The organism is Anoxybacillus eryuanensis, from assembly GCF_051200995.1.
Taxonomy (GTDB): Bacteria; Bacillota; Bacilli; order Bacillales; family Anoxybacillaceae; genus Anoxybacillus; species Anoxybacillus tengchongensis.
Genome location: NZ_JBPODS010000001.1, coordinates 1 through 23714, shown reverse-complemented (window position 1 = coordinate 23714; position 23714 = coordinate 1). Strand labels below are relative to the sequence as shown.

The following is a 23714-nucleotide window of genomic DNA, read 5'->3' as shown; positions in this document are numbered from 1 at the left end:
ATGATGGGGAAAATCGCATTTATTTTTCCGGGACAAGGTTCACAAACGGTCGGCATGGGGAAAGAATGGGCGGAAAAAGATGAAGCAGTAGCTGCTGTTTTTCGCCAAGCGGATGAACGATTGCAAATTTCTTTGTCACAGCTCATTTTTGAAGGTCCACAAGACGTATTAACAAAAACTGAAAATGCCCAACCGGCATTATTGACGACAAGCATCGCATTTTTACAAAAAGTAACAGAAGTCGGTATTGTTCCGCATTATGTTGCAGGACATAGTCTCGGAGAATATAGCGCGCTCGTTGCGGCATCTGTGCTGTCGTTTTCCGACGCTGTATATGCGGTGCGTAAGCGCGGAGAATTGATGGAAAAGGCAGTGCCGTCAGGACAAGGAACGATGGCTGCGGTGCTTGGTATGGATGAAGCGTTATTGCAACAAGTTGTCGATGAAGCATCAACGGAATCATCACCTGTTCAATTAGCAAACTTAAACTGTCCGGGACAAATTGTCATTTCAGGGGCAAAAGAAGCGGTCGAGCGAGCATCACAACTTGCAAAAGAAAAAGGGGCGAAGCGGATCATTCCGCTTGAAGTAAGCGGGCCGTTTCATTCCGTTTTAATGAAGCCAGCAGCAGAACAGTTTTCAGCGGTGCTTAACACATTGTCGTTTCAACTAAGTAAAGTGCCTGTCATTTCGAACGTGACGGCTGAGCCGATGACAGATCCGACGGAAATCAAACATCGTCTCGTTGAACAATTGTATTCGCCTGTTCGTTGGGAGCAATCTATACAAACGATGATTGATTTAGGTGTAGATACGTTTATTGAAATCGGTCCTGGAAAAGTATTAAGCGGTCTTGTGAAAAAAATAAACCGTCATGTCAACGTCTATTCGATTTTTGATGAAGCTTCGTTTATAGCGACGGTGGCTGCGGTGAAAGGGGAATAAAGATGGAAGGAAAAGTAGCAATTGTGACAGGAGCGTCACGTGGCATTGGGCGCGAAATTGCTTTGCATCTCGCTCGTCTTGGTGCAAAAGTAGCTGTCAATTATGCGGGAAGTGAAACGAAAGCAAATGAAGTTGTCGCTCAAATTGTCGAGCATGGTGGCGAAGCGTTCGCTGTACAGGCGGATGTCGCAAACAGCGAAGCGGTCGAGCGCATGGTGAAAGAAGTGCTTGAGCGTTGGGGGCGCGTCGATATTTTAGTTAACAATGCAGGCATTACGCGCGACAACTTGCTTATGCGCATGAAAGAAGAAGAATGGGATGCGGTCATCAATACGAACTTAAAAGGTGTCTTTTTATGCACGAAGGCGGTGACACGTCCGATGATGAAACAACGATACGGTCGAATCGTGAACGTAGCGTCCATCGTCGGCGTAAGCGGTAATCCAGGGCAAGCAAACTATGTTGCTGCAAAAGCAGGTGTCATCGGGCTAACAAAAACAGCAGCAAAAGAACTAGCGAGTCGAAACATTACGGTCAACGCTGTTGCGCCTGGATTTATTACGACAGATATGACCGATCAATTAAGCGAGGATGTGCGCCAAGCGATGCTGCAACAAATTCCGCTCGCTCGCTTTGGAAATCCACAAGATATTGCGCATGTTGTAGCGTTTCTCGTCTCAGATGGGGCAAGCTATATGACAGGGCAAACGATTCATGTTGATGGCGGCATGGTCATGTAAAAATTCGTTTTATTTTCTGATATAATTCAGTATAATGACTTGAGGGGAGGTGAATAAAATGGCAGATGTGTTAGAGCGTGTAACGAAAATTATTGTTGATCGCCTTGGTGTTGAGGAGTCACAAGTAACGCTTGAATCTTCATTCAAAGAAGATTTAGGAGCAGATTCGCTTGATGTCGTTGAGCTTGTTATGGAATTAGAAGATGAATTTGATATGGAAATTTCAGATGAAGAGGCGGAGAAAATTGTTACTGTCGGTGACGCAGTAAACTACATAAAAAGCCGTCTATCATAATAAGAAAAGTCCCGTTTTGTAAGCGGGGCTTTCTATGCTTTTTACGTTTATAGTTGGGGGTTCATATGCATGTCGAAGCAACGACCGTACGTGAAATTTAAACAGTTTCAAGAGCAAATCGGCATTTTTTTTCGCAATGAAAAATTGCTTATTCAAGCATTTACCCATTCATCATATGTGAATGAGCATCGGAAGCGGCTACATGAAGATAATGAGCGCCTTGAATTTTTAGGGGACGCGGTTCTTGAATTGACCGTTTCTCAATATTTATTTGAACAGTTTCCACAAATGAGCGAAGGGGAACTAACGAAACTGCGCGCAGCGATTGTTTGCGAACCGTCGCTCGTTACGTTCGCTCATGCGCTATCGTTTGGCGATCTCGTCTTGCTCGGAAAAGGAGAAGAGCTAACAGGAGGGCGCATGCGTCCGTCGTTGTTAGCGGACGTGTTTGAAGCGTTTATCGGGGCGCTTTATTTAGATCAAGGGATTGAAGCAGTCGTACAATTTTTAGAGAAAACGATGTTCCCGAAAATTCGCCAAGGTGCTTTTTCTCATGTGATGGATTACAAAAGTCAACTACAAGAACTTGTGCAACGTGATGGTAGCGGAGTTTTAGAATATAAAATTTTACAAGAAAAAGGTCCTGCCCATAATAAAGAATTCGTATCGCGCGTATCGTTAAATGGCGAAGAGCTCGGCATTGGAGTTGGACGCTCGAAAAAAGAGGCAGAGCAACGCGCCGCACAGATGGCATTAGCTAAGCTAAAACAATTACAACAAGGCTGATCCAGTGCGAAAGGACAGCCTTGTTTACTGTCACATCTTTTAGATAAAGGGGGATATATGTGTTCCTCAAACGTTTAGAAGCTATCGGATTTAAATCTTTTGCGGATCGCATTTCTATCGACTTTGTTCCGGGTATGACGGCAATCGTCGGTCCGAACGGAAGCGGGAAAAGCAACATTACAGATGCGATTCGTTGGGTGCTCGGGGAACAATCGGCGAAGTCGCTTCGCGGAGCAAAAATGGAAGACGTCATCTTCTCAGGAAGTGAATCGCGAAAACCTTTAAATGTCGCTGAAGTGACGCTAACGCTCGACAATAGCGATCAATTTTTGCCGCTCGAATACGAAGAAGTAAGCGTCACAAGACGCGTCTATCGTTCAGGCGATAGCGAATTTTTTATTAACAAGCAACCTTGCCGCTTAAAAGACATTGTCGATTTGTTTATGGATTCGGGTGTCGGACGCGAAGCTTTCTCAATCATTAGCCAAGGAAAAGTAGAAGAAATTTTAAGTAGTAAAGCAGAAGATCGGCGCATGATTTTTGAAGATGCAGCGGGTGTGTTAAAATATAAAATGAGGAAAAAAAAGGCTGAACACAAGCTGAGCGAAACAGAAGATCATTTGCAGCGGGTGCAAGATATTTTACACGAATTAAATCAACAGCTTGAACCGTTGAAACAACAAGCATCGATTGCAAAAGAATATATCGAGAAAAAAGAACAATTACAGACGTATGAAGTCGGATTAATCGTCTATGAAATTGAACAGCTACATGAAAAATGGGAAGCGCTCAAAGCGCAACTCGCTTTACATGAACAAAACGAGATGGAACTAGCGACGACAATACAAAAAGAAGAAGCGCATATCGCTCAGTTGCGGCATGAACTGACAGCGCTTGATGAATCGATTGATGGCTTACAACAAGTGTTATTGCTTGTGAGCGAAGAACTCGAAAAAATGGAAGGAAAAAAACAATTATTAAAAGAGCGAAAAAACAATGCTCATAAGCAACAACAACAAATCGAACGGACGATCGCGCAACTTGCTGAGCGCGAACGTGTACTTGAAGCGACGATTGCCGAAAAAAAGAAGTTGCTTCAACAGCTTCAAACAGATGTGCGGATGCTTCAAACACAATTAAAAGAACAAAATAACGTCCTTTCCGCTTACGGTCCAAAAGCGGAGGCGGAAATTGAGCGATTAAAAAGCGAATATATTGATCTCGTTCATGAGCAAGCGACGTTAAAAAATGAACGGATGCATATCGAGACACAGCTACAAAAAAACGAAGAAAAACAACGGCAACTCATTGCTGCAAACGATGAACATATTCAAGCATACGAGCACATCGTCGAACAATGGGAGCAAAAACAACAACTCATTCAAAAACTGCAAGAGCGCATCAATAAACAAGAACAAACGCTTCAAGCAGAAGAACACCAATTAACGGTGCGAAAAGAACAATATCGCAAAAAAGAAGTAACGTTATACGAAGCATATCAATATGTACAAAAAATAAAATCAAAAAAAGAAATGCTTGAAGCGATGCAACAAGAGTACGCCGGATTTTTCCAAGGCGTAAAAGAAGTGTTAAAAGCGAAAGATCGCCTCTTAGGCATTCATGGAGCAGTCGTTGAGCTGATGACGGTGCCTTCAGAGCTAGAGACAGCGATCGAAGTAGCGCTTGGAGGAGCTGCGCAACATATTGTTGTGGAAAATGAACAAAGCGCTCGCGCAGCCATTCAATTTTTAAAGCAAAATAAATATGGGCGGGCGACATTTTTGCCGCTCAACGTCATTCAACGAAAAGCGCTTCCTTCATCGGTGCGTGCGGACATTGCCAAACATCCAGCTTACGTGGGTGTCGCTTCCGATTTAATTTCGTATGACGCAACGTACGAACAAATTATGACAAACATTCTTGGAACGGTCATTATTACACGCGATTTAAAAGGGGCAAATGAGCTTGCACGCCAATTGCAATATCGTTACCGTCTCGTCACGCTTGAAGGAGACGTTGTGAATCCTGGTGGAGCGATGACGGGGGGAACGGTAAATAAACAGACAAGTTCGTTATTAAGTCGTGCCCGTGAGCTAGAAGAAGTGATAGCAAACTGGCGCGATGCTGAGCGAAAAACGCTAGAGCTTGAACAGCTCGTGCAACGTGAAAAAGAAGCGATTGCAAAGGCTGAGCAAAAACGAACAGCGCTTTATACCGAACTAGAAGCGAGCCGCATGGCGCTACAAGAAGAAAAAAGCGCATGGATGGAACTCGATCTTCACAAAAAGCATATGGACGAGCGACTCGCTGTATATCGTTATGAACGACAAACGCTTGAAGAAGAAAAGCAAGAGCTTACTGCTCGCCTTCATCATGTTGTGCAATTGCTTGAGACGCTCGAGCAAAAAATTGCCGACATTGACGAACAAGTAAAGCAATGGACAGAGAAAAAACAACTCGAGCAACAATCAAAAGAACAAATGCAAGAACAGCTTACCGCTTTGAAAGTGGCGCTCGCCGAAAAGCAAGAACATGTGAGAAACGAAGAGCAACACGTGCGCCGACTCATCGAAGAATGGGAAGAAACAAAGCGAACTCGTGCACAAATGGAGCATGAGCGCAACCAACTTCTCTATCATATGAATGAACAAACGGAAGATGAGCAACAACTCGAACGAATATGCGAAGAAAAAATGAAGCAAAAAGAAGAAACGATTCAGCTCATCGCAAGTCGACGTGAACAGCGACTAGACTATCAAACGAAGCTTGAACAGTTCGAAAAAGAAATAAAAGAATTGAAACGTCAACATAAACAACTAACCGATACGTTAAAAGACGAAGAAGTGAAGCTCGCTCGCTTTGATATGGAGCTTGATCACCTGCTAAACAAACTTCGCGAAGAATATAAATTGTCATTTGAAGCTGCAAAAGAAGCGTTTCCACTAACAATTCCAGCGCAAGAAGCGCGGAAAAAAGTAAAACTCATTCAACTCGCCATCGACGAGCTTGGAACGGTCAACCTTGGAGCGATTGAGGAATATGAACGAGTGTCAGAGCGTCATCGCTTTTTAACGGAACAAAAAGAAGATTTACAGCGAGCGAAAGATACATTGTATCAAGTCATTGACGAAATGGACGATGAAATGAAACGAAGATTTGCGACGACGTTTGAACAAATTCGCGCTCAATTTGCTCGTGTGTTCGTCGAATTGTTTGGAGGAGGCAAGGCGGATTTGCAACTGACGGATCCGAGCGACTTGCTTCATACCGGTGTTGATATTGTCGCCCAACCGCCAGGAAAAAAATTGCAACATTTAAGCTTATTATCAGGCGGTGAGCGAGCGTTGACGGCGATTGCTCTTTTATTTGCTATTTTAAACGTTCGACCTGTTCCGTTTTGTGTGCTCGATGAAGTAGAAGCCGCACTCGATGAAGCAAACGTACAACGATATGCGAAATATTTGAAAAAATTTAGCAACGAAACGCAATTTATCGTTATTACGCATCGAAAAGGAACGATGGAAGAAGCGGATGTACTATATGGGGTAACGATGCAACAATCAGGTGTATCGAAACTTGTTTCCGTTCGACTCGAAGAAGCAGCTGGAAAGAAAGGATGAAAAACGATGAGCTTTTTTAAAAAACTAAAAGAAAAAATTGCAAAACAAGCGGATACGGTAACGGAAAAGTTTAAGCGCGGCTTAGAAAAAACGCGCGACTCATTCGCTGGAAAAGTAAATGATTTAATCGCTCGTTATCGAAAAGTGGACGAAGAGTTTTTTGAAGAGCTAGAAGAAATTTTAATTGCTTCAGACGTCGGTGTTGCAACGGTGATGGATTTTATTGATGAGTTGAAAATGGAAGTAAAACGCCGCAACATTCAAGATCCAAAAGAAATGTATAGTGTCATTTCCGAAAAACTCATTGACATATATCAAGCAAGCGGGGACGAAACGACAGAACTAAACATTCAGCCAAACGGTTTAACGGTCATTTTATTCGTCGGTGTCAACGGTGTCGGAAAAACAACGACAATTGGAAAGTTGGCATACAAATTAAAAAACGAAGGAAAAAAGGTGATGCTTGCTGCAGGCGATACGTTCCGTGCCGGTGCGATTGAACAGCTTGAAGTATGGGGCGAGCGCGTTGGCGTCGAAGTGATTAAACAATCGGCAGGCTCAGATCCTGCTGCGGTCATGTACGATGCCATTCAAGCAGCAAAATCACGAAACGTTGACATTTTATTGTGCGACACTGCTGGGCGCTTACAAAATAAAGTGAATTTAATGAAAGAGCTAGAAAAAGTGAAGCGCGTCATTGAACGGGAAGTGCCGGGCGCACCGCATGAAGTGTTGCTTGTGTTAGATGCAACGACAGGACAAAATGCGATGAGCCAGGCGAAAACGTTTAAAGAAGCAACGAACGTTACCGGCATTGTGCTCACGAAATTAGATGGAACGGCAAAAGGTGGCATTGTGTTAGCGATCCGCCATGAGTTAAACATTCCTGTGAAGTTTGTTGGTTTAGGAGAAAAAATGGACGACTTAGAGCCGTTTAACGCTGAACAATTCGTGTACGGATTATTTTCAACGTTTATGGAACGAGAAGAGACGCAAGGAGAATGACTTGACAGCATCGGCTAAAACATATACACTAAAGTCATGTAAAGGCGTTTCACTTAACAGGGGGGGAGTTTCATGCTAGAAAAAACAACGAGAATGAACTATTTATACGATTTTTATCAATCGTTGTTGACGCCGAAGCAACGGAACTATATGTCCCTTTATTACTTAGACGATTACTCCCTCGGTGAAATTGCCGAAGAGTACGAAGTGAGTCGTCAAGCTGTATATGATAACATTAAACGAACGGAAGCGATGCTAGAAGATTATGAGCAAAAGCTATTGCTCTTTCAAAAGTTTCAGCAACGGCACAAGCTATTACATCGATTAAAAGCGCATATAGCCGAACGCTATCCGAACGATGAAGAATTGATGAGGATCGTTGAGGAGTTGGAGAAATTAGAGTAGGGGGCGGTAACGATGGCATTTGAAGGATTGGCCGACCGTCTGCAACATGTCATGAATAAAATTCGTGGCAAAGGCAAAGTCACGGAAGCCGATGTAAAAGAAATGATGCGCGAAGTGCGGCTAGCGCTATTAGAAGCGGATGTCAATTTCAAAGTCGTCAAGGACTTTGTGAAAAAGGTAAGCGAGCGAGCTATCGGACAAGAGGTAATGAAAAGCTTAACCCCAGGACAGCAAGTCATTAAAGTCGTGAAAGAAGAATTGACGGAGCTGATGGGGGGAGAGAACAGCAAAATTGCCGTAGCGAGCCGTCCACCAACAGTCGTTATGATGGTCGGTTTGCAAGGGGCAGGGAAAACGACAACGACGGGGAAATTAGCAAATTTATTACGTAAAAAACATAACCGTAAACCGTTGCTTGTCGCAGCTGACATTTATCGTCCAGCGGCGATCAAACAGCTTGAGACGTTAGGAAAGCAGCTGAACATCCCTGTGTTTTCGCTTGGCGATCAAGTGAGCCCGGTTGAAATTGCTAAGCAAGCGATCGCAAAAGCAAAAGAAGAACATCATGATTACGTATTGATCGATACCGCGGGGCGATTGCACATTGACGAAGCGCTCATGGACGAATTAAAACAAATTAAAGAAGTGACGAAACCCGATGAAATTTTCCTCGTTGTCGATGCGATGACAGGACAAGATGCGGTCAACGTCGCGCAAAGCTTTAACGAACAGCTTGGACTAACGGGCGTCATTTTGACGAAGCTCGACGGCGATACGCGCGGCGGGGCAGCATTATCGATTAAAGCAGTCACGAACACGCCAATTAAATTTGTCGGTATGGGCGAAAAACTCGATGCGCTTGAGCCGTTTCATCCGGAGCGGATGGCATCGCGTATTTTAGGGATGGGTGATGTGTTGACGCTCATCGAGAAAGCGCAAGCGGCCGTCGATGAAGAAAAAGCAAAAGAGCTCGAGCAAAAAATGCGCACCGCATCATTTACACTTGACGACTTTTTAGAACAGCTTGGGCAAGTGCGTAAACTCGGCCCACTCGATGAAATTTTAAAAATGCTTCCGGGTGCAAACAAAGTAAAAGGCTTAAATAACTTACAAATTGACGAAAAACAAATTAGCCGCGTTGAAGCGATCATTCGTTCGATGACAAAAGAAGAAAAAATGAATCCAGACATCATTAACTCAAGTCGCAAAAAGCGAATTGCCAAAGGAAGCGGAACGACAGTTCAAGACGTCAATCGGTTGTTAAAACAGTTTGACGAAATGAAAAAAATGATGAAAATGATGACAACAATGCCAAAAGGGAAAAAGAAAGGATTCCGCTTCCCGTTCATGTAAACAAAATAACGGTGTTAAGAAAAAACACTTTACAAACAAAACGTTTATTGCTAATATACTATCTTGTGTGAAATATTTTCGGAGGTGCTATCATCATGGCAGTAAAAATTCGTTTAAAACGTATGGGTGCAAAAAAATCACCATTCTATCGTATCGTTGTTGCAGACTCTCGTTCTCCACGTGACGGTCGTTTCATCGAAACAATCGGCACATACAATCCTTTAACAGAGCCTGCAGAAATTAAAATTAACGAAGAACTTGCATTAAAATGGTTGCAAAACGGTGCAAAACCATCTGACACGGTGCGCAACTTGCTTTCAAAACAAGGAATTTTAGAAAAATTCCACAACTTAAAGTACGGAAAGTAATATATGAAGACGTTGCTTGAGACAATTGTTCGGTCACTTGTCGATCATCCAGAATGCGTCGTCATTCGCGAAACGGAACAACAACAATCGATCACATATGCGATCGCGCTTCATCAAGAAGACGTTGGAAAAGTGATCGGAAAAAACGGGCGAATGATTCAAGCCATTCGCACCGTTGTTCAAGCAGCAAATGAGTCGAAGAAGCGAATAGACGTACGCATCGAAGAGTAAGGGAGAGGGAGACACCTCCCCTTTTTTCGTTCAGAAAGGCGGTGCGCCATGAAAATCATTCAAACGGTTGAAGTGAAGCAACGACTGACAGAAAAAAGCAAGCAACAACTTATACAACAATTTACAAAACAAAAACAGCAACTTGAACAACAATGTGAGCAGCTCATCTTTGAACAGAAACGAATGGAAAAGCAAACATCGTTTCCACCGAAACAAATTAAAGAAAAGTTTGAACGAGAAATGCAAGTTCGCCGTCGAAAAATAGCGGAACTTGATTTCCTGCTCGAACAATTGCGCATATTACCGATAGGAAGCGAAATAAAAGAACGAGAGGTAGAGGCGATCATCGACATTCACATTGGTGAGCGTTGGACGCCTCAAAAAACGATTGTTATTGAAGATGGAATCGTTGTTGATATACGCGAGGAGTGATCGTTGTGAAATGGTTTCATGTCGGAAAAATTGTCAATACGCATGGCATTCGCGGTGAAGTGCGCGTTATTTCACGCACAGATTTTGCAGAAGAGCGGTATAAAGTCGGAAATGTGCTATATATTTTTATGGAAAACAAGCCGCCAATTGAAGTCAAAGTGGCGAGCCATCGGGTTCATAAGACGTTTGATTTATTAACGTTTGAAGGATACGACAACATTAACTTAGTCGAACAGTTTAAAGGGGCAATCATTAAAGTACCAGAAACCCAATTACAACCGCTTAACGAAGGAGAATATTATTTTCACGAAATTATCGGTTGTACAGTCGTGACCGAAGATGGTGAAACGATTGGCGAAGTAAAAGAAATCCTAACACCGGGCGCTAATGACGTATGGGTCGTCAAACGAAAAAAAGGTGGGGATGTGTTAATCCCATACATTGCAGATGTCGTCAAACAAGTCGATGTAGAAAACAAAACGATTACGATTCATGTGATGGAAGGACTGCTTGACGAATGAAAATGGATGTGCTCACCTTATTTCCAACAATGTTTACTGGTGTTTTCAACGAGTCAATTTTAAAGCGCGCACAAGAAAAAGGAGCAGTCACGTTTCAACTCGTTAACTTTCGTGAATTTGCCGATAATAAACATCAAACGGTGGATGACTACCCTTACGGCGGGGGCGCAGGCATGGTATTAAAACCGCAACCGATTTTCGATGCTGTCGATCATTTAACGAAACAAAGCGACCATCGTCCGCGCATTATTTTACTCTGTCCACAAGGTGAACGTTACACGCAAAAAAAAGCAGAGGAACTTGCTAAAGAACAGCATATCATTTTTATTTGCGGACATTATGAAGGCTACGACGAGCGCATTCGTGAGCATCTTGTCACAGACGAAATTTCCATTGGAGATTATGTCTTAACAGGCGGAGAACTCGCAGCGATGGTCGTCATCGACAGCGTTGTTCGTCTGCTTCCAGGCGTGCTCGGCAATGAACATTCGCCCGTACACGATTCGTATAGCTCTGGCTTGCTTGAGCATCCACATTATACACGCCCTGCCGATTTTCGTGGCATGAAAGTACCAGATGTTCTTCTTTCGGGTAATCACCGTTTAATTGAAGAGTGGCGTCAAAAAGAATCGTTGCGCCGCACATGGCTGCGTCGACCAGACTTGCTGGAGACGTATGAACTAACGGAACAACAAAAAAAATGGATTGAACAATGGGAAAAAAATGAGCGGTAACTCTTGCATCCGATACATCTTTATGCTAGTATAAACGTTGTGACTTACGTCGCACGTAAAACGATGTTCCGCTGCTATGAACGATAAACATAGGCATGAGCATCTGTTGGAAGGAGATGAAGATGATGCATCATTTAATTCAAGAAATTACAAAAGAACAACTACGTAACGATCTTCCTGAATTCCGCCCTGGTGACACAGTGCGCGTTCACGTGAAAGTTGTTGAAGGAAACCGTGAACGTATCCAAGTATTTGAGGGCGTGGTTATCAAGCGTCGTGGTGGTGGAATTAGCGAAACATTTACAGTTCGTAAAGTATCTTACGGTGTAGGTGTTGAGCGTACATTCCCATTACACACGCCGAAGATTGCTAAATTAGAAGTTGTTCGTCGCGGTAAAGTTCGTCGCGCGAAATTGTACTACTTGCGTCAACTCCGCGGTAAAGCAGCACGCATCAAAGAAATCATCTAACAAACGAAATGATTGCGAGGAGCTTGATCATCAAGCTCCTTTTTCAACATTCATCATATAGGTGGGAGAAGGATGGCAAAACAAAAAAATGAATGGTTTGAATGGTTGAAAGCAATTTTGATTGCCGTCGCGTTAGCAGGAGGCATTCGCTATTTTATTTTTGCCCCGATTATCGTTGAAGGGGAGTCGATGATGCCGACGTTACATAACCAAGACCGGATGATCGTCAATAAAATGGCATACAAAATTGGCGAACCAGAACGATTTGATATTATTGTGTTCCACGCAGAAGAAGGAAAAGATTATATTAAGCGCGTCATTGGGTTGCCAGGCGACCAGATCGAATATAAAAACGACACGTTATACGTCAACGGAAAGCCTTACAAAGAACCTTACTTAGACGAGGAGAAAAAACAACTGTTTGATGGCCCGTTAACAGAGTCGTTTACACTCGAAGAACTATGGGGACGAAAGACGGTTCCAGAAGGTCATTTATTCGTGCTCGGAGATAATCGTCGGTATAGTAAAGATAGTCGCCATATCGGATTTATTCCGATGGAAAAAGTCGTAGGCAAAACGTCGGTCGTCTATTGGCCTCTTTCTGATGCTCGCATTGTTGAATAACATAATAAAAGTAGGTGGCAACGATGACGATTCAATGGTTTCCCGGCCATATGGCGAAAGCGAAGCGGGAAGTAACAGAAAAACTAAAGCTCATTGATATCGTATTCGAACTTGTTGATGCGCGCATTCCGCTTTCATCGCGCAATCCGTTAATTGATGAAATTGTGGCGAACAAGCCACGCATCATGCTGTTAAATAAAGCGGATATGGCTGATCCAGACGTCACAAAACAATGGATTGACTTTTTCGCTGCGCAACAAATTGAAGCGCTTCCGATCGACTCACAAAGCGGAACAGGCGTCAAACAAATTGTAGCAGCAGCAAAAGAACGGTTACGCCCAAAATTTGAAAAAATGATGGCAAAGGGAATTAAACGTCCTCGGGCGATGCGTGCGTTAATTGTCGGCATTCCAAACGTCGGAAAATCAACGCTTATTAACCGACTCGCAGGAAAACATATCGCCAAAACAGGCGATACCCCGGGAGTGACGAAAGCGCAACAATGGATTAAAGTCGGCAAGGAGCTTGAGCTACTCGATACACCAGGGATTTTATGGCCGAAATTTGAAGATGAAGAAGTCGGATTAAAGCTTGCGACGACGGGAGCGATTAAAGATACGATTTTAAATTTGCAAGACGTCGCTGTATATGCGTTACGTTTTTTAGCTATTTATTATCCCGATCGTTTAAAAGAACGATATGTGCTTTCGCATATTCCAGAGGACATCGTTCAACTATTTGACGAAATCGGAAAAAAGCGTGGCTGTTTAGCTGCCGGTGGCGTCGTCGATTACGATAAAGTAGCTGAGCTTGTGTTGCGCGATATTCGTACAGAAAAATTAGGCCGACTTAGTTTTGACCGCCCGTAAGGTTCGCATAAGCGAGCCTTTATTTTTTTGTTTATTTGTCGATATAAGGTGTAAGGAGTGATGACGGTGAATATACAAGAAATAAAAAAAAGGCTACAAACGATTCACGATGAAACAGATGAATGGTTTCAACAACTATTGCACGATGAACGAAAAGGCGTTCAACGTCTCATTCAACAATGGTATAAGCAAAAAGAAGAAGAAAAACGCGAACGAGAACGTTGTCTGCATATGTTGCAATATGAGCAGGCGCTATATGAAAAAGGAGTGCGCTACATCGCTGGCGTAGATGAAGTAGGACGAGGGCCGCTAGCTGGTCCGGTCGTTGCTGCAGCCGTTATTTTGCCAAAAGATGTATATATTCCTTATGTAGACGATTCAAAAAAACTATCGGAAACAAAACGTGAACAATTGTTTTCTATCATTCAACAAACGGCTCTTGCCATCGGCATTGGTGTTGTCAGCGCACGCGAAATTGACGAGTTAAACATTTACGAGGCAACGAAAAAAGCGATGGTGGCAGCCGTTCAATCGCTTTCCATCGTTCCAGAACATTTGCTTATTGATGCAATGAGCCTCCCGCTATCGATTCCGCAAACATCCATTGTGAAAGGGGATGCACATAGTATATCCATTGCAGCAAGCTCCATTATAGCAAAAGTGACGCGCGATCGCATGATGAAGCAACTAGGTGAAACATATCCGCAATATGGATTTGAGCAACATATGGGATATGGCACGAAAGCGCATTTGCAAGCGATTGAACGATATGGGGTCATTGAAGAGCATCGTCGTTCGTTCGCCCCGATTCGCGAGCGATTAAAGCGAGGAGAATGAAATGAACGTTCAATGGCTACGCACATTATTTGATGATGCACAAACGATACGTGTACCAAAAGTACCGACGTTTCAAGTTGGCGACATCATCTATGGAAAAATCGAAAAAATAAACGAAGACCGAACAGCGCTCGTTCGGGTTGGAAGTCATACACTTACAGCTGAACTGCAGTCGCCTGTCAAAGAAGGCGGCACATATACGTTTCATGTACAAAAGACATTTCCGCTTGAGCTAAAAATATTGCAACATACAGAAAAGCTGAAAGATGAAGAGAGCATCATCCGTCACTTTCGTTTACCGATGAATGAACAAACGAAGGCGCTCGTTCGCTGGATGATGGATGAATCATTTTCGTTTAAAAAGCATGACATGGCCCTTATTCGACAATGGTTACAAACAGGTGGCGAAAAGGAAGCTCAAGCAGTCAAATGGCTATTTATGCACAATTTGCCGCTTCGTGATGATGTGTTTCGTGCGTTCGTCACTTTACAGCATGATAAGCCGCTATATGAACAACGGCTTATGCTTGCGGTGCTCATTGATCGCGCTCATCCAAAAGGAACGTTAGCAAAACTTTCTTCTTATTTGCGCCATATGCCGACGCTTTCTTCTTTTTCGCCTGAACATATTCAACAACTGCTTGAAGAGACGATGAAACAACAAGATGAGTGGCTCGTTTTATTGCAAACAGCAGCAGAAGAAGCGACAGGTGAGTTAAAAGCGGAGATCACCTCATTACTTGATCGGATGAAAGCATATCAGTTTTTATCAACAAATGACCATTCTCTCCAACATATATTTACTCAATTTCCGTTACTCATCGGGACGCATGCAACTGATGTGACCATTCAATGGCGTGGAAAACAACGAGAAAATGGAAAAATTGATCCAGACTACTGTCGTATTTTATTTTATTTAACGCTTGAGATGTTAAAGGACACGATTGTAGATGTTCACATCCAACAACGCATCGTTCATATTTCGATCATCAACGACACGCCCCGTGTAGAATTGTATGCATCTGCCCTTGAGCCGTCACTAAAGGAGAAGCTTGCTGAACATGGATACACGCTTTCTGCTGTTTCCGTTAAACCACCGATGAACAAGCGAAGCAAACGATTACCTGTTGAACCATTTTCGTATAAAGGAGTGGATTATCGCATATGAAACGAAAGCGTGCCGTTGCTTTATCGTACAACGAACAACATATTGCCCCGATCGTTGTCGCAAAAGGAGAAGGGGTGGTTGCCGACCGCATCATTGAACGGGCGAAACAATATGACATTCCGATTTACGAAGATGAAACACTTGCTGCGATGCTCGGACAACTGCAGTTAAATGAAACGATTCCTGAGGAACTGTACAAAGTCGTTGCTGAAGTATTTGCATTTATTTATCAAGTCGAAAAAAAGATGAAGGAGCGATTAGAATGATCGCTTCTTTTTCTTTTGTTAAAGAATTTTCTGTCTAAATGGTAGACAACTGACAAAGTATCATTATACAATGAAAGCGCTAGTACTTTTATTTTTATACATAGGAGGATGGGGTATGAATATTCATGAGTATCAAGGAAAAGAGATCCTCAGAAGCTACGGAGTGAGCGTGCCGAACGGCCGTGTAGCATTTACGGTTGAAGAAGCGGTCGAGGCAGCGAAAGAGCTCGGCAGTAGCGTTTGTGTCGTCAAAGCACAAATTCATGCCGGCGGTCGCGGAAAAGCAGGGGGAGTAAAAGTCGCAAAAAGTTTAGAAGAAGTTCGTACATACGCGAGTGAGCTATTAGGAAAAGTGCTTGTCACACACCAAACAGGTCCAGAAGGAAAAGAAGTGAAGCGCCTTTTAATCGAAGAAGGATGCGACATTAAAAAAGAATATTACATCGGACTTGTTGTCGATCGTGCAACGTCTCGCGTTGTTTTAATGGGATCAGAAGAAGGCGGAACAGAAATTGAAGAAGTCGCAGCAAAAACGCCAGAGAAAATTTTTAAAGAGTACATCGATCCAGCTGTCGGTTTACAAGCGTTTCAAGCGCGTCGCATGGCGTTTAACATCAACATTCCAAAAGAGCTTGTCAATCAAGCGGTCAAATTTATGTTAGGTTTATATCAAGTGTTCGTTGAAAAAGACTGCTCCATTGCTGAAATTAACCCGCTCGTTGTGACAGGCGACGGAAAAGTGATGGCGCTTGATGCAAAGCTCAACTTTGATTCTAACGCGCTATATCGTCATAAAGACATTTTAGAATACCGCGATTTAGATGAAGAAGATCCAAAAGAAATTGAAGCGTCCAAATACGATTTAAACTATATTTCTCTTGACGGAAACATCGGCTGCATGGTAAACGGTGCGGGCTTAGCGATGGCAACAATGGATATTATTAAATATTACGGTGGGGAGCCAGCAAACTTTTTAGACGTTGGTGGCGGTGCGACGACAGAAAAAGTAACAGAAGCGTTTAAAATCATTTTATCTGACCCGAAAGTAAAAGGCATTTTCGTTAACATTTTCGGGGGCATTATGAAATGTGACGTCATTGCAAACGGCATCGTTGAAGCGACAAAACAAGTCGGCTTAAATCTTCCGCTTGTCGTTCGTTTAGAAGGAACGAACGTCGAATTAGGGAAAAAGATTTTAGAACAGTCTGGGCTAAACATTACAGCGGCTGAATCGATGGCAGACGGCGCGCAAAAAATCGTTTCGCTAGTAAGCTAATAGAAGGGATGGGAGAAACGTGAGCGTTTTTGTTAATAAAGAGACGAAAGTAATCGTACAAGGAATTACAGGTTCACAAGGATTGTTCCATACAAAACAAATGATCGAGTACGGCACAAACATCGTCGGCGGGGTGACACCTGGAAAAGGCGGTACAGAAGTAGAAGGTGTGCCTGTGTTTGATACGGTTTCAGAAGCGGTTGAAAAAACGGGAGCGAACGCCTCAGTTATTTACGTTCCACCGGCATTTGCAGCAGATGCGATTATGGAAGCTGTCGATGCAGAAATCGACTTAGTTGTTTGTATTACAGAAGGCATTCCTGTGTTAGATATGGTTAAAGTGAAGCGCTACATGGAAGGCAAGAAAACGCGCTTAATTGGTCCAAACTGCCCTGGTGTCATCACTCCAGAAGAATGCAAAATCGGCATTATGCCAGGTTACATTCATAAAAAAGGTCATGTCGGCATCGTTTCGCGTTCTGGTACGTTAACGTATGAAGCGGTACATCAATTAACACAAGCGGGCATCGGTCAATCGACAGCAGTTGGTATCGGCGGTGACCCAGTCAACGGAACAAACTTCATTGACGTATTAAAAGCGTTTAACGAAGATGAAGACACGTATGCGGTCATTATGATCGGTGAAATTGGTGGAACAGCAGAAGAAGAAGCAGCAGAATGGGTGAAAGCGAACATGACAAAACCGGTTGTCGGCTTTATCGGTGGACAAACAGCGCCTCCAGGAAAGCGTATGGGACACGCTGGTGCGATCATTTCTGGCGGCAAAGGGACAGCCGCAGAAAAAATTCAAACGATGACTGCATGTGGCATTAAAGTGGCTGAAACGCCGTCTGTGATCGGCGAAACGCTCATTTCTGTACTAAAAGAGCGCGGCTTATACGAAAAATGTAAAACACATTAATCGTCCAATCGTCCTAAGGAACAAGCCTTAGGACGATTTTTATAAAAAAGGAGGGGTACGGATGTACGATACCGTTCGCGAACGGCTCATTCATCTACATCATTGTCGTGGTATTGGATGGAAAAGTATCGCACGACTGCTCTATGTTGACCCATCGCTTGCCTCCATTTTTCAACTTCCTTCTCATCAACTCCAACAATTACTGCCGATTTCTCAAAAACATTTCACTGCTTTTTTCCATGATTTGCATTGTCACAAGTTGAAACGTATGATAAAAACATATGAGGAACAAAACATTCATATTGTAACAATAAAGGACGATAGCTACCCGGAGTGGCTAAAACATATATATGATCCACCGTGGGTACTATATGCGAAAGGCAATGTGGCATTGCTTAAGCGAAAAAAAATGATTAGCGTCGTTGGAACAAGAACACCAACTCGGCAAGGAATTACAGCGATGCACATCGTACTCCCGCCACTGATTCAAAACGGTTGGGTCGTTGTGAGCGGGTTAGCCAAAGGCATCGATGCGGAAGCCCATCGGTTATGTTTGAAATACTGTGGTGAGACGATTGGTGTCATTGCTGGTGGACTACATTATATGTACCCACCTGAAAATGAATCATTATTTCGACAATTAGCGACAACGCAATTAATTATTTCAGAATGCCCACCGTTTGTTCGCCCACAAACGTGGCATTTTCCGATGCGCAATCGCATCATTAGCGGTTTATCGCTCGGTACGCTTGTCGTACAAGCGAAAGAGCGAAGCGGTTCTCTTATTACTGCTCATTTTGCGCTCCAACAAGGGAGAGAAGTGTTTGCGATTCCTGGCGACATCACAACAAAAGAGGCGCTTGGGACGAATCGATTAATTCAGCAAGGAGCGAAATTAATACTGTCAAGTGAGGATATTTCGGAAGAATTTCGACACCTTTTTACATGAACGAAAGAAAAAATCGAAAAATGATGTTTGACAAATGAACGAATCATCATTAATAATAATGAAGATTTTACTTTACGAATTACCTCTTGAGGGAGGACAAAATGATGTCAGACTACTTAGTCATTGTAGAGTCGCCAGCAAAGGCGAAAACGATTGAAAGATATTTAGGAAAAAAGTATAAAGTAAAAGCATCGATGGGTCACGTGCGCGATTTGCCGAAAAGCCAAATGGGCGTTGATATACAAAATGATTATGAACCGAAGTATATTACGATTCGTGGAAAAGGCTCCGTGATTAAAGAGCTGAAGGCGGCAGCAAAAAAGGCAAAAAAAGTATTTCTTGCCGCCGACCCGGATCGTGAAGGAGAAGCGATTGCATGGCATTTAGCACATTTACTTGACTTAAATACGGACTCGCCATGTCGTGTCGTATTTAACGAAATTACGAAAGATGCCATTAAACAATCATTCGAACAGCCGCGCGCCATTAATATGCATTTAGTTCACGCTCAACAAGCGCGACGCGTGCTCGATCGTCTTGTCGGCTACAACATTAGCCCACTGCTTTGGAAAAAAGTAAAAAAAGGATTAAGTGCAGGACGCGTGCAATCTGTTGCCCTTCGCTTAATTATTGATCGAGAAAAAGAAATTCAATCGTTCCAGCCTGAAGAATATTGGACGATTCAAGGAACGTTTGTTAAAGGCAATGATGTATTTGAAGCGCAATTTTATCGCCTTGATAGTGAAACGTTCGATTTAAAAACAGAACAAGATGTCCAACATGTATTAAGCCATATTCAAGGCAATGAATTTGTTGTTACAGCGGTAACGAAAAAAGAGCGCAAGCGCAATCCCGTTGCCCCGTTTATTACATCGTCGTTACAACAAGAAGCTGCGCGTAAGTTAAATTTCCGCACGAAAAAAACGATGATGGTTGCCCAACAACTATATGAGGGAATTGACCTTGGAAGCGAAGGAACGGTCGGTTTAATTACATATATGCGTACAGACTCGACGCGCATATCAGAAAGCGCTCAACAAGAAGCGATACAGTATATTGAACAGACGTTCGGCACATCATATGTAGCAACAGAAAAAAGAAAAGAAAAACAAAAAGCGAACGCGCAAGATGCGCACGAAGCCATTCGTCCAACGTCCGTTTGGCGTCATCCTAGCGCGATTAAACCGTATGTCACGCGCGATCAATATCAGCTATATAAACTCATTTGGGAGCGCTTTATCGCGAGCCAAATGGCGCCAGCTGTGCTCGATACGGTAGCGGTTGAGCTTTCAAACGGCTCAGTCGTCTTTCGTGCGACAGGTTCGACAGTCAAGTTTCCGGGCTTTATGAAAGTGTATGTCGAAGGAACGGACGATCCGAAAGATGAACAACAGCGACTATTGCCGGATTTTGTGGAAGGAGAGCGCGTATTTAGTAAAGATATCGAAGGAAAACAACATTTTACGCAGCCCCCACCACGTTATACGGAAGCTCGCCTTGTGAAAACATTAGAAGAGCTCGGCATCGGTCGCCCATCGACGTATGCCCCGACGCTCGATACGATTCAAAAGCGCAATTACGTGACGCTTGAAAATAAGCGATTCGTTCCAACCGAACTCGGTGAAATTGTGCTCGATTTAATTATGCAATTTTTCCCAGAGATTTTAGATGTCGAATTTACAGCTAAAATGGAAAAAAATTTAGACGATATCGAAGAAGGAAAAGTTGAATGGGTGCGCATTATTGATGAATTTTATCGCGAGTTTGAAAAACGATTAAAAATTGCTGAAGTTGAAATGGAAAAAGTTGAAATAGCCGATGAATCAGCTCATATCGATTGCGAAGTATGCGGAAGCCCGATGGTATATAAAATGGGGCGGTTCGGAAAGTTTATTGCTTGTTCGAACTTCCCACAATGTCGCCATACAAAAGCGATCGTCAAAGACATCGGTGTGAAATGTCCACGCTGCCACGAAGGAAACATTGTAGAACGAAAAAGTAAAAAGAAACGCATGTTTTATGGGTGCGATCGTTTTCCAACATGCGATTTCGTTTCGTGGGATAAACCGATCAGTCGACCGTGTCCAAAGTGCGGTGGCATGCTTGTTGAGAAAAAGGGAAAGAAAAGCGTACTCATTCAATGTACACAATGTGAATATCACGAACAACAGTAAGGTGAGGCGCATACCCTCACCCATTTTATCGAGGAGGGAATATCAATGGAAGTAACAGTGATTGGAGCAGGATTGGCAGGAAGTGAAGCTGCATGGCAACTCGCGAAGCGTGGCATTCGTGTAAAATTGTATGAAATGCGTCCGGTCAAACAAACGCCAGCTCATCATACGGATAAATTTGCTGAGCTTGTATGTAGCAACTCCCTGCGAGCAAATACGTTAACGAATGCGGTCGGTGTGTTGAAAGAAGAAATGCGCCGATTAGATTCTGTTATTATGAAAGCAGCGGACTCTTGTTCTGTACCAGCTGGTGGCGCTTTAGCTGTTGACCGTCATGAATTTGCCGCAAAAGTAACAGAAATGGTAGCGAATCATCCGAATGTGACTGTTGTGCGCGAAGAGGTGACAACGATCCCAACAGGTCCGACAATTATTGCGACAGGTCCGTTAACATCGCAGCCCCTTTCCGAGCAACTTCAAGCGTTAACAGGCGAAGAATATTTATATTTTTACGATGCCGCAGCACCAATTGTTGAAAAAGAAAGTATCGATATGGAAAAAGTGTATATAAAATCTCGCTATGACAAAGGCGAAGCGGCGTATATTAACTGTCCGATGACAGAAGAGGAATTTGAGCGGTTTTACGATGCGCTCATTTCTGCTGAAACCGTTCCTTTAAAAGAGTTTGAAAAAGAAATTTATTTTGAAGGGTGCATGCCGATTGAAGTGATGGCACGGCGTGGGAAAAAGACGTTGCTGTTTGGACCGATGAAACCTGTCGGCTTAGAAGATCCGCGTACAGGCAAGCGTCCTTTTGCTGTTGTCCAACTTCGTCAAGATGATGCCGCTGGAACGTTATATAACATTGTCGGTTTCCAGACCCATTTGAAATGGGGCGCACAAAAAGAAGTCATCCGGCTCATTCCAGGGCTTGAACAAGCAGAAATTGTGCGTTACGGCGTCATGCATCGCAATACGTTTATTAATTCGCCGAAGTTACTAAAACCGACATACCAATATAAAGAAAGAGACGATTTATTTTTTGCAGGACAAATGACCGGTGTCGAAGGATATGTTGAGTCAGCGGCATCAGGACTTGTGGCGGGGATTAATGCGGCACATTACGTACTCGGAAAAGAACTTGTGGTGTTTCCGCAAGAAACAGCGATCGGTAGCATGGCGCACTATATTACATCAGCGAACCCAAAACATTTTCAACCGATGAATGCAAACTTCGGTCTTTTTGCCCCGCTTGATGAGATGATTAAAGATAAAAAGATAAAAAATGAACGGTATGCACAACGGGCGTTAGAAACGATTCAGAATTTTTTAAAAAAGTTGTGAAATTCGTTGCAAGAGCTACTAAATTGTGCTACTATTTAGTAGCTCTTATGGGGTGATCGAATGGAAAATGTGAATTTTACGTTAAATTTGTTCATTGAATATTTACAAATAGAAAAAAATTATTCAGAATATACAATTGCGTGTTATAAGCATGATATTGGTGAATTTTTCGAATTTATGGAGCGCGAACAAATTGAAGGATTGCAACAAGTATCTTATAGCGACGTCCGTTTGTTTTTAACAGAACTCCATCAACGAAAGCAATCAAGCCGTTCGATTGCCCGAAAAATGTCGAGCTTGCGCAGTTTTTACAAATTTTTGTTACGCGAAAAAATCGTTTTAGAAAATCCATTTGCGCTTGCATCGTTGCCGAAAAAAGAACAGAGAATTCCGCATTTTTTGTATCCAGATGAATTAGAACAGCTGTTTGTTGTCAATGATTTAAATACAGCGATCGGCCAACGAAACCAAGCGCTCATCGAACTATTATACGCAACCGGTATTCGGGTAAGTGAATGTTGTAACATTCGCCTGTCGCACATTGATTTTTCTGTATGTACGATTTTAATTTATGGAAAAGGAAATAAACAGCGATATGTCCCGTTTGGTACGTATGCAAAAGAAGCGCTTGAACGATATATACAAGACGGACGTCAGCAACTAGCAAGTAAAGCGAAGACACCGACTGATATACTTTTTTTAAATGCGCGTGGCGGAGCGCTGACACCAAGGGGTGTACGCCATATTTTAAACGAGGTCGTCGAACAAGCTGCCCTTTCTTTGAAAGTAAGCCCTCATGTGTTTCGCCATACGTTTGCGACACACTTGTTGAATGAAGGGGCTGATTTACGTTCCGTGCAAGAATTGTTAGGTCATGCGCATCTTTCATCAACGCAAGTGTATACACATGTAACGAAAGATCATTTGCGCTATGTTTATTTACATTCCCATCCGCGTGCATAAAAAGGAGGTTAGTAACTGTTAAAATATTTTTGTAAAAATCCATAAAACTCTATATACAATTTATAAAATGACAAAGCAAAAGAGCAAATAAAGCCAAGAAAATGATGAAGGAGCTGACCGAACGTGATTAAAACATATCAGGTTATGCTGCTTCCGAATAACAGACAAAAAACAAAATTATTTGAGTGTGCAGGTGTTGCCAGATGGGCGTACAATTTTGCATTGGCGCAACAACAAGAAAACTATAAGAACGGTGGCAAATTTTTAAGTGATGGAGAAATCAGAAAAAGGCTAACGAAGCTCAAACAGACAAAGGAGTATCGTTGGCTCAACAATTATTCCAACAACATCACAAAACAAGCCATAAAAGATGTGTGTCAAGCGTACAAAAACTTTTTTGCAGGACGGGCGAAGTTT

The 23714-nt window shown here is 42.9% G+C and carries 26 protein-coding genes; all 26 read left to right on the top strand.

Annotated elements, in window-relative coordinates; genetic code table 11:
• The first annotated feature begins 3 nt into the window (after positions 1–3).
• The gene (fabD, locus tag HNQ84_RS00130) at positions 4–945 is read left to right on the top strand and encodes an ACP S-malonyltransferase (RefSeq protein ID WP_435620754.1); all 942 of its coding nucleotides are present in this window, start codon (positions 4–6) and stop codon (positions 943–945) included.
• A 2-nt stretch (positions 946–947) separates the two neighbouring features.
• On the top strand, positions 948–1685 hold the full coding sequence (gene fabG / locus HNQ84_RS00125; protein WP_032099749.1) for a 3-oxoacyl-[acyl-carrier-protein] reductase: 738 nt from the start codon (positions 948–950) through the stop codon (positions 1683–1685).
• Positions 1686–1743: 58 nt separating this feature from the next.
• Positions 1744–1980 (top strand): acyl carrier protein, encoded by a 237-nt coding sequence (gene acpP, locus HNQ84_RS00120; protein ID WP_003394967.1) that lies wholly within the window; start codon positions 1744–1746, stop codon positions 1978–1980.
• Positions 1981–2049: 69 nt separating this feature from the next.
• Positions 2050–2766, top strand: a complete 717-nt coding sequence (gene rnc / locus HNQ84_RS00115) for a ribonuclease III (protein WP_032099748.1) — start codon at positions 2050–2052, stop codon at positions 2764–2766.
• Positions 2767–2825: 59 nt separating this feature from the next.
• A complete protein-coding gene (gene smc, locus HNQ84_RS00110; protein ID WP_435620753.1) occupies positions 2826–6386 on the top strand; it encodes a chromosome segregation protein SMC in 3561 nt (1186 codons plus the stop codon).
• A 6-nt stretch (positions 6387–6392) separates the two neighbouring features.
• Positions 6393–7391 (top strand): signal recognition particle-docking protein FtsY, encoded by a 999-nt coding sequence (gene ftsY, locus HNQ84_RS00105; RefSeq protein WP_183247074.1) that lies wholly within the window; start codon positions 6393–6395, stop codon positions 7389–7391.
• 72 nt (positions 7392–7463) lie between these two features.
• Positions 7464–7796 (top strand): putative DNA-binding protein, encoded by a 333-nt coding sequence (locus HNQ84_RS00100; RefSeq protein ID WP_032099746.1) that lies wholly within the window; start codon positions 7464–7466, stop codon positions 7794–7796.
• 12 nt (positions 7797–7808) lie between these two features.
• Positions 7809–9149, top strand: coding sequence for a signal recognition particle protein (ffh, locus tag HNQ84_RS00095; protein ID WP_032099745.1), 1341 nt, complete (start codon positions 7809–7811; stop codon positions 9147–9149).
• A gap of 95 nt (positions 9150–9244) precedes the next feature.
• A complete protein-coding gene (gene rpsP, locus HNQ84_RS00090) occupies positions 9245–9517 on the top strand; it encodes a 30S ribosomal protein S16 (protein WP_004891099.1) in 273 nt (90 codons plus the stop codon).
• A gap of 3 nt (positions 9518–9520) precedes the next feature.
• Positions 9521–9748, top strand: a complete 228-nt coding sequence (locus HNQ84_RS00085; protein ID WP_032099744.1) for a KH domain-containing protein — start codon at positions 9521–9523, stop codon at positions 9746–9748.
• 48 nt (positions 9749–9796) lie between these two features.
• A complete protein-coding gene (locus HNQ84_RS00080; protein ID WP_032099743.1) occupies positions 9797–10180 on the top strand; it encodes a YlqD family protein in 384 nt (127 codons plus the stop codon).
• Complete coding sequence (gene rimM, locus HNQ84_RS00075) at positions 10180–10701, top strand: ribosome maturation factor RimM (RefSeq protein WP_280790527.1); 522 nt, start codon at positions 10180–10182, stop codon at positions 10699–10701. Before HNQ84_RS00080 ends, rimM begins: the two co-directional genes overlap by 1 nt.
• Positions 10698–11435, top strand: a complete 738-nt coding sequence (gene trmD, locus HNQ84_RS00070) for a tRNA (guanosine(37)-N1)-methyltransferase TrmD (RefSeq protein ID WP_435620752.1) — start codon at positions 10698–10700, stop codon at positions 11433–11435. Before rimM ends, trmD begins: the two co-directional genes overlap by 4 nt.
• Positions 11436–11560: 125 nt before the next feature.
• Complete coding sequence (rplS, locus tag HNQ84_RS00065; RefSeq protein WP_003394943.1) at positions 11561–11905, top strand: 50S ribosomal protein L19; 345 nt, start codon at positions 11561–11563, stop codon at positions 11903–11905.
• Between the two features lie 72 nt (positions 11906–11977).
• Complete coding sequence (gene lepB / locus HNQ84_RS00060; RefSeq protein ID WP_435620751.1) at positions 11978–12529, top strand: signal peptidase I; 552 nt, start codon at positions 11978–11980, stop codon at positions 12527–12529.
• Positions 12530–12543: 14 nt separating this feature from the next.
• Positions 12544–13398 (top strand): ribosome biogenesis GTPase YlqF, encoded by an 855-nt coding sequence (gene ylqF, locus HNQ84_RS00055; protein ID WP_435620750.1) that lies wholly within the window; start codon positions 12544–12546, stop codon positions 13396–13398.
• A gap of 57 nt (positions 13399–13455) precedes the next feature.
• On the top strand, positions 13456–14235 hold the full coding sequence (rnhB, locus tag HNQ84_RS00050; RefSeq protein WP_183247068.1) for a ribonuclease HII: 780 nt from the start codon (positions 13456–13458) through the stop codon (positions 14233–14235).
• 1 nt (position 14236) lies between these two features.
• Positions 14237–15403, top strand: a complete 1167-nt coding sequence (locus tag HNQ84_RS00045) for a hypothetical protein (protein WP_435620749.1) — start codon at positions 14237–14239, stop codon at positions 15401–15403.
• Positions 15400–15669: an EscU/YscU/HrcU family type III secretion system export apparatus switch protein gene (locus HNQ84_RS00040; protein WP_435620748.1), complete on the top strand. Its 270-nt coding sequence runs from the start codon at positions 15400–15402 to the stop codon at positions 15667–15669. Before HNQ84_RS00045 ends, HNQ84_RS00040 begins: the two co-directional genes overlap by 4 nt.
• A 115-nt stretch (positions 15670–15784) precedes the next feature.
• Positions 15785–16945: an ADP-forming succinate--CoA ligase subunit beta gene (gene sucC / locus HNQ84_RS00035; RefSeq protein WP_009732872.1), complete on the top strand. Its 1161-nt coding sequence runs from the start codon at positions 15785–15787 to the stop codon at positions 16943–16945.
• Positions 16946–16964: 19 nt separating this feature from the next.
• A complete protein-coding gene (gene sucD / locus HNQ84_RS00030; RefSeq protein ID WP_183241584.1) occupies positions 16965–17867 on the top strand; it encodes a succinate--CoA ligase subunit alpha in 903 nt (300 codons plus the stop codon).
• Between the two features lie 61 nt (positions 17868–17928).
• On the top strand, positions 17929–18816 hold the full coding sequence (dprA, locus tag HNQ84_RS00025) for a DNA-processing protein DprA (protein ID WP_183247062.1): 888 nt from the start codon (positions 17929–17931) through the stop codon (positions 18814–18816).
• A 104-nt stretch (positions 18817–18920) separates the two neighbouring features.
• Positions 18921–20990 (top strand): type I DNA topoisomerase, encoded by a 2070-nt coding sequence (topA, locus tag HNQ84_RS00020; RefSeq protein ID WP_435620747.1) that lies wholly within the window; start codon positions 18921–18923, stop codon positions 20988–20990.
• A 45-nt stretch (positions 20991–21035) separates the two neighbouring features.
• Positions 21036–22334 (top strand): FADH(2)-oxidizing methylenetetrahydrofolate--tRNA-(uracil(54)-C(5))-methyltransferase TrmFO, encoded by a 1299-nt coding sequence (gene trmFO / locus HNQ84_RS00015; protein WP_435620746.1) that lies wholly within the window; start codon positions 21036–21038, stop codon positions 22332–22334.
• A gap of 60 nt (positions 22335–22394) precedes the next feature.
• The gene (xerC, locus tag HNQ84_RS00010; protein ID WP_183241576.1) at positions 22395–23297 is read left to right on the top strand and encodes a tyrosine recombinase XerC; all 903 of its coding nucleotides are present in this window, start codon (positions 22395–22397) and stop codon (positions 23295–23297) included.
• 123 nt (positions 23298–23420) lie between these two features.
• The coding region (locus tag HNQ84_RS00005) for a helix-turn-helix domain-containing protein (protein ID WP_435620745.1) at positions 23421–23714 on the top strand (294 nt) is incomplete at its 3' end.

Coding starts and splice junctions, on each gene's coding strand:
- rnc (WP_032099748.1), top strand. CDS start 2,050: ATGTCGAAGCAACGACCGTACGTGAAATTTAAACAGTTTCAAGAGCAA.
- HNQ84_RS00045 (WP_435620749.1), top strand. CDS start 14,237: ATGAACGTTCAATGGCTACGCACATTATTTGATGATGCACAAACGATA.
- lepB (WP_435620751.1), top strand. CDS start 11,978: ATGGCAAAACAAAAAAATGAATGGTTTGAATGGTTGAAAGCAATTTTG.
- ffh (WP_032099745.1), top strand. CDS start 7,809: ATGGCATTTGAAGGATTGGCCGACCGTCTGCAACATGTCATGAATAAA.
- HNQ84_RS00080 (WP_032099743.1), top strand. CDS start 9,797: ATGAAAATCATTCAAACGGTTGAAGTGAAGCAACGACTGACAGAAAAA.
- fabG (WP_032099749.1), top strand. CDS start 948: ATGGAAGGAAAAGTAGCAATTGTGACAGGAGCGTCACGTGGCATTGGG.
- rpsP (WP_004891099.1), top strand. CDS start 9,245: ATGGCAGTAAAAATTCGTTTAAAACGTATGGGTGCAAAAAAATCACCA.
- HNQ84_RS00100 (WP_032099746.1), top strand. CDS start 7,464: ATGCTAGAAAAAACAACGAGAATGAACTATTTATACGATTTTTATCAA.
- acpP (WP_003394967.1), top strand. CDS start 1,744: ATGGCAGATGTGTTAGAGCGTGTAACGAAAATTATTGTTGATCGCCTT.
- trmFO (WP_435620746.1), top strand. CDS start 21,036: ATGGAAGTAACAGTGATTGGAGCAGGATTGGCAGGAAGTGAAGCTGCA.
- fabD (WP_435620754.1), top strand. CDS start 4: ATGGGGAAAATCGCATTTATTTTTCCGGGACAAGGTTCACAAACGGTC.
- trmD (WP_435620752.1), top strand. CDS start 10,698: ATGAAAATGGATGTGCTCACCTTATTTCCAACAATGTTTACTGGTGTT.
- xerC (WP_183241576.1), top strand. CDS start 22,395: ATGGAAAATGTGAATTTTACGTTAAATTTGTTCATTGAATATTTACAA.
- topA (WP_435620747.1), top strand. CDS start 18,921: ATGTCAGACTACTTAGTCATTGTAGAGTCGCCAGCAAAGGCGAAAACG.
- sucC (WP_009732872.1), top strand. CDS start 15,785: ATGAATATTCATGAGTATCAAGGAAAAGAGATCCTCAGAAGCTACGGA.
- ftsY (WP_183247074.1), top strand. CDS start 6,393: ATGAGCTTTTTTAAAAAACTAAAAGAAAAAATTGCAAAACAAGCGGAT.
- HNQ84_RS00085 (WP_032099744.1), top strand. CDS start 9,521: ATGAAGACGTTGCTTGAGACAATTGTTCGGTCACTTGTCGATCATCCA.
- dprA (WP_183247062.1), top strand. CDS start 17,929: ATGTACGATACCGTTCGCGAACGGCTCATTCATCTACATCATTGTCGT.
- rplS (WP_003394943.1), top strand. CDS start 11,561: ATGCATCATTTAATTCAAGAAATTACAAAAGAACAACTACGTAACGAT.
- HNQ84_RS00040 (WP_435620748.1), top strand. CDS start 15,400: ATGAAACGAAAGCGTGCCGTTGCTTTATCGTACAACGAACAACATATT.